Source organism: Butyricicoccus porcorum (assembly GCF_002157465.1).
Taxonomy (GTDB): Bacteria; Bacillota; Clostridia; order Oscillospirales; family Butyricicoccaceae; genus Butyricicoccus_A; species Butyricicoccus_A porcorum.
This window is the reverse complement of record NZ_NHOC01000002.1, coordinates 287,335-300,410: the sequence shown is the minus strand read 5'-3', so window position 1 is coordinate 300,410 and position 13,076 is coordinate 287,335. Positions and strand designations below refer to the sequence as shown.

Annotated in this window: 15 protein-coding genes and 1 pseudogene; 1 reads left to right on the top strand and 15 read right to left on the bottom strand. The window is 52.6% G+C overall.

All coding sequences use genetic code 11. From position 1 onward, the window contains the following. Positions 1 to 162: 162 nt before the first annotated feature. The 12 genes and pseudogenes from CBW42_RS02845 to CBW42_RS02790 form a co-directional block, all read right to left on the bottom strand. On the bottom strand, positions 163 to 339 hold the full coding sequence (locus CBW42_RS02845) for a cysteine-rich KTR domain-containing protein (RefSeq protein ID WP_330395835.1): 177 nt from the start codon (positions 337 to 339) through the stop codon (positions 163 to 165). Between the two features lie 200 nt (positions 340 to 539). Then, a complete protein-coding gene (gene cutA, locus CBW42_RS02840) occupies positions 540 to 869 on the bottom strand; it encodes a divalent cation tolerance protein CutA (RefSeq protein ID WP_087017548.1) in 330 nt (109 codons plus the stop codon). Positions 870 to 970: 101 nt separating this feature from the next. Further along, positions 971 to 1,402 carry an RrF2 family transcriptional regulator gene (locus CBW42_RS02835; protein ID WP_087017547.1) on the bottom strand — a complete coding sequence of 144 codons (432 nt, stop codon included), beginning with the start codon at positions 1,400 to 1,402 and terminating at the stop codon, positions 971 to 973. Between the two features lie 84 nt (positions 1,403 to 1,486). Beyond that, positions 1,487 to 2,545: a [FeFe] hydrogenase H-cluster radical SAM maturase HydE gene (hydE, locus tag CBW42_RS02830; RefSeq protein ID WP_087017794.1), complete on the bottom strand. Its 1,059-nt coding sequence runs from the start codon at positions 2,543 to 2,545 to the stop codon at positions 1,487 to 1,489. An 85-nt stretch (positions 2,546 to 2,630) separates the two neighbouring features. Beyond that, positions 2,631 to 3,560: a cysteine synthase A gene (gene cysK / locus CBW42_RS02825; protein ID WP_087017545.1), complete on the bottom strand. Its 930-nt coding sequence runs from the start codon at positions 3,558 to 3,560 to the stop codon at positions 2,631 to 2,633. 144 nt (positions 3,561 to 3,704) lie between these two features. Continuing rightward, positions 3,705 to 4,993: pseudogene (locus tag CBW42_RS02820) on the bottom strand (O-acetylhomoserine aminocarboxypropyltransferase/cysteine synthase family protein). Between the two features lie 251 nt (positions 4,994 to 5,244). Continuing rightward, complete coding sequence (locus tag CBW42_RS02815; protein ID WP_087017543.1) at positions 5,245 to 5,859, bottom strand: TetR/AcrR family transcriptional regulator; 615 nt, start codon at positions 5,857 to 5,859, stop codon at positions 5,245 to 5,247. 190 nt (positions 5,860 to 6,049) lie between these two features. Continuing rightward, entirely contained in the window at positions 6,050 to 6,289 is a 240-nt protein-coding gene (locus tag CBW42_RS02810) for a hypothetical protein (protein ID WP_087017542.1), read from the bottom strand. 132 nt (positions 6,290 to 6,421) lie between these two features. Next, positions 6,422 to 6,943, bottom strand: a complete 522-nt coding sequence (locus CBW42_RS02805) for a cysteine hydrolase family protein (protein WP_087017540.1) — start codon at positions 6,941 to 6,943, stop codon at positions 6,422 to 6,424. A gap of 73 nt (positions 6,944 to 7,016) precedes the next feature. Next, positions 7,017 to 8,036 (bottom strand): M42 family metallopeptidase, encoded by a 1,020-nt coding sequence (locus tag CBW42_RS02800; protein WP_087017538.1) that lies wholly within the window; start codon positions 8,034 to 8,036, stop codon positions 7,017 to 7,019. Next, on the bottom strand, positions 8,026 to 9,054 hold the full coding sequence (locus tag CBW42_RS02795) for a M42 family metallopeptidase (protein WP_087017536.1): 1,029 nt from the start codon (positions 9,052 to 9,054) through the stop codon (positions 8,026 to 8,028). The genes CBW42_RS02800 and CBW42_RS02795 overlap by 11 nt, the downstream gene beginning before the upstream one ends. Continuing rightward, complete coding sequence (locus CBW42_RS02790; protein WP_242969773.1) at positions 9,051 to 10,070, bottom strand: M42 family metallopeptidase; 1,020 nt, start codon at positions 10,068 to 10,070, stop codon at positions 9,051 to 9,053. The genes CBW42_RS02795 and CBW42_RS02790 overlap by 4 nt, the downstream gene beginning before the upstream one ends. Before the next feature lie 116 nt (positions 10,071 to 10,186). Between CBW42_RS02790 and CBW42_RS02785 the strand changes: the two genes are divergently transcribed. Further along, on the top strand, positions 10,187 to 11,074 hold the full coding sequence (locus tag CBW42_RS02785) for an RluA family pseudouridine synthase (protein WP_087017531.1): 888 nt from the start codon (positions 10,187 to 10,189) through the stop codon (positions 11,072 to 11,074). A 51-nt stretch (positions 11,075 to 11,125) separates the two neighbouring features. On the opposite strand, the gene CBW42_RS02780 is transcribed toward CBW42_RS02785, so the two are convergent. The 3 genes from CBW42_RS02780 to CBW42_RS02770 are packed head-to-tail and all read right to left on the bottom strand — an operon-like array spanning position 11,126 to position 12,998. Further along, complete coding sequence (locus CBW42_RS02780; RefSeq protein ID WP_087017529.1) at positions 11,126 to 11,776, bottom strand: ABC-2 transporter permease; 651 nt, start codon at positions 11,774 to 11,776, stop codon at positions 11,126 to 11,128. Further along, the gene (locus tag CBW42_RS02775; protein ID WP_087017527.1) at positions 11,773 to 12,621 is read right to left on the bottom strand and encodes an ABC transporter ATP-binding protein; all 849 of its coding nucleotides are present in this window, start codon (positions 12,619 to 12,621) and stop codon (positions 11,773 to 11,775) included. Before CBW42_RS02775 ends, CBW42_RS02780 begins: the two co-directional genes overlap by 4 nt. Continuing rightward, the gene (locus CBW42_RS02770; RefSeq protein ID WP_087017524.1) at positions 12,618 to 12,998 is read right to left on the bottom strand and encodes a GntR family transcriptional regulator; all 381 of its coding nucleotides are present in this window, start codon (positions 12,996 to 12,998) and stop codon (positions 12,618 to 12,620) included. The genes CBW42_RS02775 and CBW42_RS02770 overlap by 4 nt, the downstream gene beginning before the upstream one ends. Positions 12,999 to 13,076: the final 78 nt, after the last annotated feature.

The window sequence follows — 13,076 nt, the reverse complement described above, 5'->3', positions numbered from 1 at the left end:
GGCTAATCATTTTTAATTCATCTGCATTTTATCATAGAAAATTTCAAAAATCAATCTTTTCTTGCTCAAATTCTCCGCAATCTGCCATTTATCGGATATCGTTTCTGCGATGCTCCCGTCAGATCTTTCTGTTCACTCTACAGTCAAGTATCCTCTTTTTTTCTACTTCATCACAACCGAAACGGTAAACTGTTCTGCGCTGATGAGCATTTCCCTCCTGCACTTTGGACAAAACAGGGGGAAATTTTTCAGCACGTTTTCCGGCAACAGCTTCAGCCGCGTTTTTCCCCGGTAAAGCGGGCAGAGTACCCACTCAGATCGTTTCACAGTATCTTTCATACCAACTGCCCCTCATCAACAGAAAATTTACCCTTACTTATCAGAGAAATACTGCGGAATTTTAAAACATAAGTTTTAAAACCATTGTTTTGAATCATTTGTTTCATTATAGAGCATTGACATCGGACTGTCAACGGGCAGAAAAAAGAGGAAACCGTAACGCATTGCACGTTCCCCTCTCTTCGTTTTCTTTGCTGCATTCATATCCCGGTGTTGTACAGCGGAATGACATTGATGACCGGTTCTTCATACGGATGTACCGCTTTGATTGCCTGCATGGTCTCTTCCAGTCTTTCCGCCTTACAACAGACCTCAACCTTCAGTTCCGGCTCTTCACTGATTTCATTTTGTACGCCGATATATGGATCGGTGCCCGCCAGCGGCCGCCAGGTACCGGTGACCCGGCTATATGAAAGGCAGCTGTCATAATTTCCGATGTGCCCGGCATCCACCTGCTGCAATGTTGTTTGCAGTGCATGAAAATGTGTCTCCGGAATAAAAATTTCCAGTTTAAAATATTGAAATTGCATTCTGTCACCTGACCTTTTGGCATGCCCTGCACTATTTTTTTCAGTATAACGCGGCACAAATTCCCCGTCAAGGGTTTCTGTCCTGTATCCGCAGGATATCATCAGATGGAATAGTAATCTGCCATCATCTGGTTGCGCCCGACCAGATCTTCCAACGTGATGCGATCTACCACACTGTTGATTGCATCGTTCAACTCCTGCCAGACAGTCATAATGACACCGCTGTCGGCTTCCGAAGCCGGCTCGCCGTCCTCCACACAGGCCACCGGTGCAAGAGAGCCCTCGGTCAGGCGCAAAATGGCACCCACAGTATACTCTTTCGGTTGCTTTGCCAGCCGATAGCCACCGGAAGAGCCGCGTACACTTTTGACAAAACCCGCCTTGGTGAGCACACCAACGACCTGTTCCAGATATTTTCCGCTGAGATTCAGCCGTTTTGCAATTGTTTTAATCGAGATATTTTCTCCTGTGTCATAAATCGACAAATCCAGCATAACTGCAAGTGCATATCGCCCCTTTGTCGAAATTCTCACTGCAAATCATCTCCCTCATAGTTCAGATAACCTGTTCAGCGTCAGCGTTTCTTCCAGCAATCTGCGCCAGACAGCTGCCCCCTGTTATTGTTCCTTTTTTTCTGATTTTATCGACCTGCATACATCACCGCGATCACAGACAATGCGATACCCTGCTCCGCGCACGCGCCCTTCCTGGCACGCCCTGCACTTTGCTGCTTCCTCATCCATACAGATTTTATTGTCATACAGATCATAATACTGTCTGACCCGACGCGGCGTCAGATTTGGCATCATGACATTCGCACCTGCCTTGAGTCCCAGTTCCCGACCGATGGGACTGATTGTTCCCAATGCTGTCGTCGCCGGCAGCAGGACATATGGAAACATCAGCCGAAGAATGGCCAGCATGCGCAATGTCAGCTTCAGCGTACCAGCTTTTTCATGTAAAAATGGGGTGTTATGATGCGGGATAAACGGTCCGATACCAATCATATCCGGTTGTAGCTGCTGCAAAAAGCGCAGGTCTGCAATCAGCTCGCGTGTTGTCTGTCCGGGCGAGCCGACCATAAAACCAGCGCCGACCTGAAACCCGACTTCCTTCAGGTCATACAGGCATCGCTTCCGGTTCGTAAGGCTCAACTCCGGCGGATGCAGCTTTCTGTAATGAGCCTCACTCGCAGTTTCATGCCGAAGCAGATATCGGTCTGCTCCTGCATCAAAATAGGCCTGATAACTGCTGCGCGGCTTCTCGCCGATGGACAGGGTTACGGCACAGTCGGGGAATTGTGTCTTGATTGTATTGACCAGTGTACAGATAAAATCATCTGTACAGTGCGGGTCTTCTCCACCCTGCAGCACAAACGTGCGGAAGCCCATACGATAGCCGCTTTCACAGCTCTCCAGAATCTCCTCTGGCGTCAGGCGATAGCGCATTTCTTTGGTGTTATCCCGCCGGATTCCACAGTAATAGCAATTGTTTTTGCACACATTGGTGAACTCGATCAAGCCGCGCAGATAGACATCCGTGCCGTACTGTGCACGGCGCACCGCATCCGCCGCAGCGAACAGGGCATCATCCGGCTCATTGCTCTCGATCAGATCAGCCAGCGCGCCATCACACAGGTCGTGATCTTCTTTCAATTGTTCAATCAATCTCTTCATCATTTCATAGAAAAAAGCCCCTCGGTCAGACCCCTGGAGAAGTTCCGTGAAGTCTGGCCATGGGGCTTATCTGTTTCTGTGTGGGTTATTCCGCAAACAGCGCAGTCGACAGATAGCGCTCGCCGGTATCCGGCAGCAGGGCAACAATCGTCTTGCCCGCATTTTCCGGACGCTTTGCCAGCTCAGTCGCCGCATACACTGCCGCACCGGAGGAAATGCCGACCAGAATGCCCTCTGCCTTGGCGATTGCACGGCCAGTTTCAAACGCTGCTTCGTTGTCTACCGCAATGACTTCGTCATAAACGTCCGTATCCAGCGTATCCGGCACAAAACCTGCGCCGATGCCCTGAATCTTATGCGGGCCTGCGGTGCCCTTGGACAGAACCGGAGAGGTTGCAGGCTCAACCGCGACAACCCGGACATTCGGATTCTGATCCTTCAGATATTTGCCCGTACCGGTGACTGTACCGCCGGTGCCGACACCGGCGACAAAAATATCAACCTTGCCTTCGGTATCCTTCCAGATTTCCGGGCCGGTGGTCTCATAATGCACCTTCGGGTTTGCCGGATTGACGAACTGACCGAGAATAACTGCACCGTCGATGGACTTCTCCAGCTCTTCTGCCTTTGCGATGGCGCCCTTCATACCGGCAGAACCCGATGTCAGGACAACCTCTGCACCATAGGCTGCAACCAGCTTGCGGCGCTCAATGCTCATCGTTTCCGGCATGGTCAGAATGACATGATAACCCTTCGCCGAACCGACAGCCGCCAGACCGATGCCGGTGTTGCCGGAGGTCGGCTCAATGATGGTCGCGCCCGGCTTGAGCACGCCCTTTGCCTCTGCATCCGCAATCATCGCATTGGCAACGCGATCCTTGACACTGCCTGCCGGATTAAAATATTCCAGCTTGGCGACAATATGTGCGTTGAGATTGTTGGCTTTTTCATAATTGACAAGCTCGAGCAGCGGTGTCCCGCCGATCAGCTGTGTAATACTTGTTTTCACAGACATAATAGCATCCTCTTTTCCGAAATAAAAACAGAAAATTATGTTGGGAAGAAATGCACAGCACCCTTCTTTTTCATGGTACTACTCTCAGAACAAAAAATCAATGCCAGCTGCCGCGAATGGGGAAAGCTGCGGCAGGTGAACGGTTTACTCGTTGACTTTCCGGAACGCCTGATCGAGATCCCAGATAATGTCTTCATAATGCTCGGTGCCGATGGACAGACGAATGGTGTTCGGGTAAATGCCCTGATCTTCAAGCTCTGCCTCGGTGCACTGGCTGTGGGTCGTAGTTGCCGGATGGATGACCAGCGACTTGACATCCGCGACATTGGCGAGAATGGAGAAAATCTGAAGCGAATCGATGAACTTCTTCGCTTCCTTCTCGCCGCCCTTGATGCGGAAGGTGAAGATAGAGCCTGCACCGTTCGGGAAATATCTGTCATACAGGTCTTTATATTTCGGGTCGAGCGACGGATGGTTGATGGACTCAACCAACGGCTGGGACTGGAGATATTCCAGAACCTTTTTGGTGTTCTCTACATGGCGTTCACGCGCAGAGAGAGCGTTTCCAGACCCTGTAACAACAGGAATGCATTGAACGGGGACAGTGTTGCACCGGTGTCGCGCAGCAGAATCGCACGAATCTTGGTGGTGAATGCCGCCGGGCCGCACGCGTCGACAAAGCTGATGCCATGATAGCTCGGATCCGGATCGACCAGCGACGCAAACCGGCCGGATGCCTTCCAGTCGAACTTGCCGCTCTCGATGATGACGCCGCCGAGCGTCGTGCCATGGCCGCCGATGAACTTCGTCGCGGAATGGACAACGATATCCGCACCGTAATCAATCGGGCGCAGCAGGTACGGCGTTGCAAATGTAGAATCGATGACAACCGGAACACCCTGTGCATGTGCGATGTCCGCAACGGCCTGAATGTCAATCAGGTTGGAATTCGGATTGCCCAGCGTCTCAAAGAAGACTGCCTTGGTATTTTCGTCGATGGCATCGGCAAAATTCTGAATGTCATCCGGATCGACAAACTTGGTGGTCACGCCGTCCTTCGGCAGCGTGTGCGCCAGATAGTTATACGTACCGCCGTAAATCGTCTTCGCCGCGACGATGTTGTCGCCATTCTGCGCGAGCGTTTTGAATGTATAGCTCAGTGCGGCTGCACCGGATGCAACTGCCAGTGCGGACGAGCCGCCCTCCAGCGCCGCAATGCGCTTTTCAAAAACATCCTCTGTCGGATTGGTCAGTCTGCCATAAATATTGCCCGCATCGGAAAGGCCGAAACGTGCCTGTGCGTGGTCGCTGTTATGGAACACATACGATGTAGTCTGGTAAATCGGCACCGCGCGTGCATCGGTTGCCGGATCGGCCTGCTCCTGGCCTACGTGAAGCTGTAACGTCTCAAAGTGGAAAGTTCTCTCGCTCATTGTAATAAACTCCTTTTCAAACAAACATGGGATGGATTTCGGATTCAATCAACATCGGCACATTCGTCCGTAAGCAGTATACAGTCTTTGAATAAAAATTTTATGTTTCATGATATCCTCTGTTTCATATAATACATATTAGTTAAGTAGGATTTATTGACTAAATACAGAATACCATGTTTCTATCCAGCTGTCAAGCATTGATTTTTCAATTGCCGTATTTTTTATCTGAGCCCGGGCTTCACCAACGGTCAGCCGTCCACTTTTGGGCGCGGCTGCACAGTAGGATCATTCTGCTTCCCTGAGCGGATCAGCAACATCATTGCAGTAAAATCCTGACCCAGCAGGTCGTTGATTTCCTGCTCAGAGAAATGACACACATGCGCTGCGCACAGCGCGCCAATCCCGAACGTATAAATCCATACCTGCTGGAACAGCGCTCTGGCTTCCTCAGCATCCAAGTCATAGTCCTTTTGAATGACATCGACACACACCACTGCGGTTTCACCCAGATCGTCAAATACATCGTCAAAATTGCGATGACCGATGTTCTCTGCCATAAACAACAGTTGATACAGCTTCGGTTCCTCCATCGCAAACAGAATCATCTGCATCCCGAACTGTTTGAAGGCAGGCGTATAGTGAATGGCTTTTTCCGAAAACGCTTCAAACCGCTTCATCGCGGCAATGCGCACCTCCCGCTGCAATTCCTCCATATTCTGAAAAACAGTAAAAATGGGGCGGGCAGAGCTGCCCAGCCGTGCACCGAGGTCGCGGGAGGTCAGCGCCTCCATTCCCTTTTCGCTGACAATCTCCAACGCAGCGTCAATAACTTCTTCCCTTGTAAATTTCGGTTTCGGTGGCATATGGCTTCTTCCCTTCTGAATGTGGCATATTTCAAATCAAGTGTTTTGCATCATTTGATTTATTATAGCGTCTCGTACCATTGATGTCAATTGATCGGGTTGAAACATCGCATTTTACCGTCCAAACAGGTTCCCTTCCGGCAAAAATCCCGCGGCATACGCCGCGGGATTCGGGTGAACTGTATTTTTATTAAGAGATATAATCTCCCGTATCATGATGATTATACTGCTTGCGAATCTTGATAACAATCGAGCCGTCCGGCTGCGTGGTCTCCTCCGTAATCTGGTACTTCGTATTGCTGCGGTCGAGCTGTGCCTTATACTGTGCAACCTCTCCCTTTACGGCAGTCATTGCGGCATCATGCGGCATATCTTCCTTCAGCAGAAAATGTACCGTTTGCAGAAGGCACGCGGCTTTAATTCGTTTCATGGTAGAAAACCCTCCTTTTCTATATGGATATTATACCATTTTTGAATAAACGCGTGCAAACGAAATTTTCCGGCTTCAGAAAAATTCGTTCATTTCGCGCATACCATCCGGCTTTGATTTTGTGCAGTTTTCTTATCTTCCGACAACCGCAATCTGACACATCTCCATGGCACGCAGCGCATTTTCATGGCTCTCCGGTGTCACGCCCGCACAGCACGAGGCGTCCACGATGATCGGAACCTCCGGCAGAAATGCTTTCAGCAAAAGCGCATTGGAAATGACACAAATATCGGTACACAGCCCCACCAGCGTAATGCTGTCGACGGTATGATCGGAATGGCATTTCGCCAGCAGCTTTGCCAACTCTGTACTGCCGAACGTCGGCTTGTCAATTGGTCTGCGGGAAATCAGCGCCGCAACATCGGGATGCAGCTGCCAGCCATCCGTTCCCTGAATACAGTGTACAACAGGGAGCTTTTTCCCCTCTGCGGTTTGCAGATAGTTTTCCCCGTGCGTGTCGCGCGTTGCGATCACCCGCCCGTCGAAGTTTTCAATTTTTTCCACAACCCGTGGAACAATGGCCTGCGCTTCTTTTGTGCCCAGCGCGCCATCGATAAAATCCTTCTGCATATCTACAACAACCAATACATGCATGTGCAGCACCTCTTTTCCGTTTTATTATCATCAGTATACCACAATAACGGGAACTTTCTCAAAAAACAAGCTTTTATTTTTCAAAGCCCCCGCTGACTGCATGCACAATCAGTGTCGCCGCATTTCTGATATCAGAAATGCTTGCCATTTCATTTGGCGAATGGATATAACGCGTCGGGATGCTGACTGCACCAGCCTTGACACCGCCTGCCGTGCGCTGAATCACGCCGGTATCCGTACCGCCAAATTCCATGATTTCGCGCTGAACCGGAATGCCTGCCTGCTCTGCCGCATGGTACAGTGTATGCTTCACATCATGGTCGCAGATGACTGAGCGATCCATGACCTTGACAGCCGGGCCTTCACCGAGACGGACTGCCATCGGGTATTTGCGCTCCGGCATATCACCGGTATCCGTGACATCGACCGCAATTGCATATTCTGGCTGGACGGCAAACGCCGCAGTCTGCGCACCGCGCAGGCCGACCTCCTCCTGCGCCGTGAACGCGACATACAGGTCGCAGTCAGTCTGTTCGATCTGCGCCATTGCGGCGATCAGCGTCAGGCAGCCGATGCGGTTGTCAAGATACGGTCCGCACAGGATATCACCCTGGGCAAACGGTTCGCCGTCAAATACAGCAAAATCGCCGACTTGAATGCTGGCTTCCGCCTGTGCTTTGTCCTTTGCACCGATGTCGAGGAACAGATTGTCGAAGCCGAGATTTTTATATTCCGTCTTTTCTTCAAAGGAAATCACACCGCGCGTGCCGTTGGCAAAGCGCACGCGGCAGTCGATCAAATCGCCCAGCATCAGCCCACCGACCTGCGCGAAGCGTGCGAAACCGTTGTCGTTAATGTGTGTCACAACAATGCCGATGGAGTCCATATGTGCCGCGAGCAGAACCTTCTTTCCCTCGCCGGAACGGTGGTAAATCAGATTGTTCATCGCATCGGTGTGATGATCCCAGTCGCCTATGTGGGGGACGACCTCTGCAATTATCTCGGTGATTGTCTCTGCAATACCATGCTCCCGCCCGGACGGCCCAAAGGTCATGGACAGTGTGCGAAATGCTTCAAAAATATCAAATTTCATGGTGATCCTCCCCCATATATTCCAGGAACCGGCGGCTGAGTGCCAGCATGCCGTTCATATCGTCAATTGCTGCCACGCAGGACGGCGAATGAATATAGCGTACCGGTGCGGCGAGCGCGCCGGTTACCACGCCGTCACGCGTCAGATGAATGCGTCCGGCATCTGTACCGCCCGCAACACGGTGCTTGGTCTGCCATGGAATGCCGTTTTCCTCTGCCAGCTTGCGCAGTGTTTCAAACATGCCCTGATGGTAAATCGTCGCACGATCCATAAACGGAATGACAACGCCGCGGCGCAGGCCGCAGACCTGCTTTGCTCCGTCGACCTCTGCCAGATCTGCCGCTGTCGTGCCCTCCAGCACAAGGCAGATATCCGGATTCAGGTCAAACGCCGCACACCGCGCACCACGCAGCCCTACCTCTTCCTGTACAGAGAACACGAACCAGGTATCTACAGCAGGCTGTTCGAGAAGCAGTGTCAGCAAAACAGCACAGCCAACGCGATCATCAATCGCCTTTGCCTTGAGCAGTCCATCGCCGAACGGCACGCACGCAGAATCAAACACGCCGTATGTGCCGAGCGGCACGCGTTTTTCCGCTTCTTTTTTGTCCGATGCACCGATGTCGATATACAAATCTTTGGTTTTCGGCATGGTTTTGCGCTCCTCACGCGTGGTCAGGTGCACCGCCTTGATACCCACTACGCCGCGCACATCGTCAAACAGCACGCGCCGCCCGATGACAACGCGCGGGTCTACACCGCCGACAAAGCCGAATTTCACACAACCATCTTCTGTATAGCCTTTACAGATGATACCGACTTCGTCCATATGTGCGGCGAGCATGATTGTCTTTCCGCAGGATTTTTTTCCCTTTCGGAACACCATCAGATTGCCGATGCTGTCCTCCCGAATCTCGTCCGCAACCGGCTCCGCCAGTGCGCGGATGTAATCGCGCACTGCGTCCTCACAGCCGGACGGGCCGGGCAGGCTGCACAGCTTCTGTAATACTTCTATCATACCCGTGCCACCTCCCCGGTAAATTCGCGCAGAAATGCTGCAATCAGTGTGCTGACCGCCTCAACATCCGAGAGCTGGATGTTCTCAATCGGCGTGTGCATGTATTTGAGCGGGATGGAAAGCAAACCCATTGCAATGCCGCTGCGTACAACCTGCATATCCCATGCATTTGTACCTGTGTTGCCCTCCATGACCTCGATCTGGTGCGGGATTTCCTCTGCGCGCGCCGTGCGCAGCAGCATATTGGTCAGTCCGCGGTGCAGGTTTGGCCCCATGCCAACCAGCACACCGCCGCCAAACGCAAACGCCTCATCCGAACCGCTGTCCGGCGTCTTTGCATGGCTGACGTCAACGGCAATGCCATAATCCGGCCGGACGCGGTATGCCGCTGTCAGTGCGCCCAGCGAATCGGTCTCCTCATGTACCGAACCGCACACGACAACATCCACAGACAGGTCCACATGCTCCAGCCTGCGCATTGCATCCACAATGGCAGCAAAGCCCGCGCGGTCATCGAGGCATTTGCCCGTCATCTGTCCCTCTGTCAGCGCATATGGCGGCTGTGCAAATACAACCGGCGTGCCGATTGGAATAACCGCCTTCGCGTCCAGCAGGCCTGTATCGATCAGCATCTCATGCATCGGAACGGCGTTGTTCTCTTCTCCCGCCTTCAGCAGATGCGGCGGCATGCATGCAATCACGCCGTACCGCGGCGTTTCGGTCAGAATGGTCACCTCCGCACCGAGCAGCATGCGCGGATCAATGCCGCCCACCTGTGTAAAGCGCAGGAAACCTCCTTCCAGTACATCCGTGACCATAAAGCCGATCTGATCGAGATGTGCATCCAATAAGACGGTCTTTGCATTCGGTTTGCCGCAGCGTTTCCAGCCAAGTACGCTTCCGCAGCGGTCGATTTCCGTGCGGTCACAGTACGGTGCCAGCAGTTCTCGTGCGACAGCGACAGCGTTTCCCTCAAAACCGGTCACACCGTCTGCACTGCAAAGCCGTGTCAGCATATCATTCACATTTTTTCCTCCTGTCTAAAACAGATTGCCCGGTTCTATTATACGCGCCCACGCCGTTTTGTACAAGCGGATTGCGGTTTCGCACAAAATATGCTACACTTTTTTGTATGATACGGACAAGAATACAATATGAAATTTCCGCACAGGAGGAAGGCCGCACGGTCGAACGCTTCCTGCGCGCGCAGGGCTTTTCCCGCCACCTGCTCATTCAAACCAAATATACGGAAAACGGTCTGCTGCTGGACGGCGCACCGGTGCACACCAATGTCAAGCTCAAAGCCGGCCAGTGCCTGTCCGCCGCCATTGTCAATGGAGCACAAAACGAACGCATGCAGCCGATCCGGCTGCCGCTGTCCATTGTCTATGAGGATGAAGATATGATCGTCATCGACAAACCCGCAGGCATGCCCGTGCACCCGTCACAGGGTCATTACGACGACACGGCGTCCAATGCGCTCGCGTATTATTTTGCACAGCAGGGCGAGCCGTTTGTTGCACGCTCCGTGGGTCGGCTCGACCGTGACACCTCCGGCCTTGTGCTGTTCGCACGACATGAGCTCTCCGCCTGCATCCTCGCGGAGCAGATGCGCCGCCGCGAAATCCACCGCGAATACCGTGCCATTTGCACCGGCACGCTGCCGGAATGCGGTATAATCGATGCGCCGATTGCCCGTGCACATGGCAGCACCATCGAACGGATCATTGACTCGGAGCGCGGTGATCGCGCCGTCACTCATTACACCCGCCTCACTGTCAAAAACGGTTTTTCCCTCGCCGCCGTCCGGCTCGAAACCGGGCGCACACACCAGATTCGTGTTCATATGAAGCACATCGGCCACCCGCTGCCGGGAGACTTTTTATACAATCCCGATTACAGCGTAATCCAGCGGCAGGCGCTGCACGCATACCGTCTTGCCTTCCACCATCCAATCACCAGGCAGCAGATGGAATTTACTGCGCCCATCCCACAGGACATGATACAGATTCTGGCATAGAAAAAGAGCAGCCCTCGCTGCTCTTTTTTGCGTGTCATTGTTTCCTTGCTCTCAAAATTCCTTTTTCGCCCGAATGCGAACCGAAGCGCTGACCGATACGGGCAGCAACGCGAACACAACGGCCGCACTGCCCATGGTGATATATTTCATCGAGAGCTCCAGTGCGGCTGCCTGCTCCATCGTTGCTTCCTCTGCAATCGTTCCCACTACGCTGAGTGCCGCAAACAGCGCGACAAACAGAATCAACATCACAATGCGGCCTTTTTCCGCGCCAAAACGATACATCATCGGGATTAAAATCTCCATATATAATACGGCACACAGCATGCTCTGAATCAGCATCAGCAGCCAGTCCATTCCGGTAATCGCCGCATGTCCCGCCACAAAGGAAATGATACCCAGCAGTGCACTCGCCACAATGCCTGCGGCAACGCAGATACTGACCGAGCCATACCGCGCCAATACCAACTGACGAACGCTCACCGGCAGCGACGCAGTATAGCGATTCCAATGGTAATTTTCCTCATAGCTGAACGAGGCAATGCCGAACATCGCGCTGACAAAGACAAAAATATAGGAAAACATGCTGCCAACGTCGTTTACAATGCCCAAAACAGCCATAAAGACGAGATATAAAGCGACAAAACCGCCCTTTACGCCGCTGCAAATTTGCAGCAAATCATACTTGATGAGACCTGTCATTTTTGTTCGCTCCCTTCCAGCAGCACAAGAACCTGTTCGATATCCGTGCGGTCACACACGAGTGCCGGATATTTTTCTGCCATCGCCGCACGGTTCTTGCACAATGCTTCAAACGAATAGGCATTCCGCCTGAAACCAAGAATTTCATCTCTGTCCAGCAAATCCAGCTGGTCGGGACTGCCACGGAGCACACAATATTCATCCAGCAGGACATCCTTGCTCTCGTCCAGTTTCAGCTGTCCGTCCGAAAGAATCAGGATGCGGTCGGCGATGCGGTCGAGATCGGTCGTGATATGTGTCGACAACAGAACCGCATGCTGTCCATCCTCGATAAATTCCCAGAGATCATCCAGAATTTCGCCGCGCGCGACCGGGTCAAGTCCGCCGGTCGGCTCGTCGAGCAGCAACAGCTTCGGACTGTGCGCCAGCGCCGCCGCAATCGACAGCTTCTGTTTCATACCGCGTGAAAACGTCTTGATTTTTTTGTTCAGCGGCAGGCCGTACCGTTCGCACTGACCCAGAAACAGGTCAGGTGACCAGTTGTGATAAACCGAACCCAACACAGAATTCATATTTTTTGCCGTCAGAATTTCGCTGAAACAGCACTCATCATACACAATACCGACATCCTGCATCACATTCGTGCCGAGTTCCTGTCCCAGAATGCGGACACTGCCGCCATCCGGATGCACCGTACCGACAATGCTCTTGAGAGTCGTTGTCTTTCCTGCGCCGTTGCGCCCGACGAGGCCGGTAATCGTACCCATCGGCAGCGAAAAACTGATGTTTTCCAGTGTAAAACCGGGATACGTTTTGCAGATTCCGTTCAATTCCAATGCGTTCATGCATCTCCACCTCCATACAGCTCATGCAGACAGCCGGTCAGCTCTTTCTCGGTGATGCCCGCCCCCTTTGCAATTTCAACAGCCTCCAGCAGCTTTGCCTCTGCCCGCCGATACTGCTCCTCCCGCAGTGCCTGCCTGTTTTGAAGCGCCACATACGTTCCGCGTCCCGGCACGGTTTCCACAAACCCATCGCGCTCCAGCTCCTCATAGGCGCGCTTGGTGGTAATTACACTCACGCGCAGATCCTTCGCCAGCGTGCGGATGGATGGCATCTGTTCTCCCGCCTGCCGCACGCCCGTCAGAATCTCCGATTTGATCTGTTCGGTGATCTGTTCATAAATCGGCTTTCCGCTGGAATTTGACAGTACAATCGCCATGCGCACTCACCTCCGTGTTCACTGTTTATATTCTATATATACAGTATATACGTAGTCCACACCGTTGTCAACCCGTCC

Excerpts from the sequence above, each read along its gene's own strand:
- CBW42_RS02845 (WP_330395835.1), bottom strand. The coding sequence starts at position 339 with ATGAAAGATACTGTGAAACGATCTGAGTGGGTACTCTGCCCGCTTTAC.
- cutA (WP_087017548.1), bottom strand. The coding sequence starts at position 869 with ATGCAATTTCAATATTTTAAACTGGAAATTTTTATTCCGGAGACACAT.
- hydE (WP_087017794.1), bottom strand. The coding sequence starts at position 2,545 with ATGAAGAGATTGATTGAACAATTGAAAGAAGATCACGACCTGTGTGAT.
- cysK (WP_087017545.1), bottom strand. The coding sequence starts at position 3,560 with ATGTCTGTGAAAACAAGTATTACACAGCTGATCGGCGGGACACCGCTG.
- CBW42_RS02815 (WP_087017543.1), bottom strand. The coding sequence starts at position 5,859 with ATGCCACCGAAACCGAAATTTACAAGGGAAGAAGTTATTGACGCTGCG.
- CBW42_RS02810 (WP_087017542.1), bottom strand. The coding sequence starts at position 6,289 with ATGAAACGAATTAAAGCCGCGTGCCTTCTGCAAACGGTACATTTTCTG.
- CBW42_RS02805 (WP_087017540.1), bottom strand. The coding sequence starts at position 6,943 with ATGCATGTATTGGTTGTTGTAGATATGCAGAAGGATTTTATCGATGGC.
- CBW42_RS02800 (WP_087017538.1), bottom strand. The coding sequence starts at position 8,036 with ATGAAATTTGATATTTTTGAAGCATTTCGCACACTGTCCATGACCTTT.
- CBW42_RS02795 (WP_087017536.1), bottom strand. The coding sequence starts at position 9,054 with ATGATAGAAGTATTACAGAAGCTGTGCAGCCTGCCCGGCCCGTCCGGC.
- CBW42_RS02790 (WP_242969773.1), bottom strand. The coding sequence starts at position 10,070 with ATGCTGACACGGCTTTGCAGTGCAGACGGTGTGACCGGTTTTGAGGGA.
- CBW42_RS02785 (WP_087017531.1), top strand. The coding sequence starts at position 10,187 with ATGATACGGACAAGAATACAATATGAAATTTCCGCACAGGAGGAAGGC.
- CBW42_RS02780 (WP_087017529.1), bottom strand. The coding sequence starts at position 11,776 with ATGACAGGTCTCATCAAGTATGATTTGCTGCAAATTTGCAGCGGCGTA.
- CBW42_RS02775 (WP_087017527.1), bottom strand. The coding sequence starts at position 12,621 with ATGAACGCATTGGAATTGAACGGAATCTGCAAAACGTATCCCGGTTTT.
- CBW42_RS02770 (WP_087017524.1), bottom strand. The coding sequence starts at position 12,998 with ATGGCGATTGTACTGTCAAATTCCAGCGGAAAGCCGATTTATGAACAG.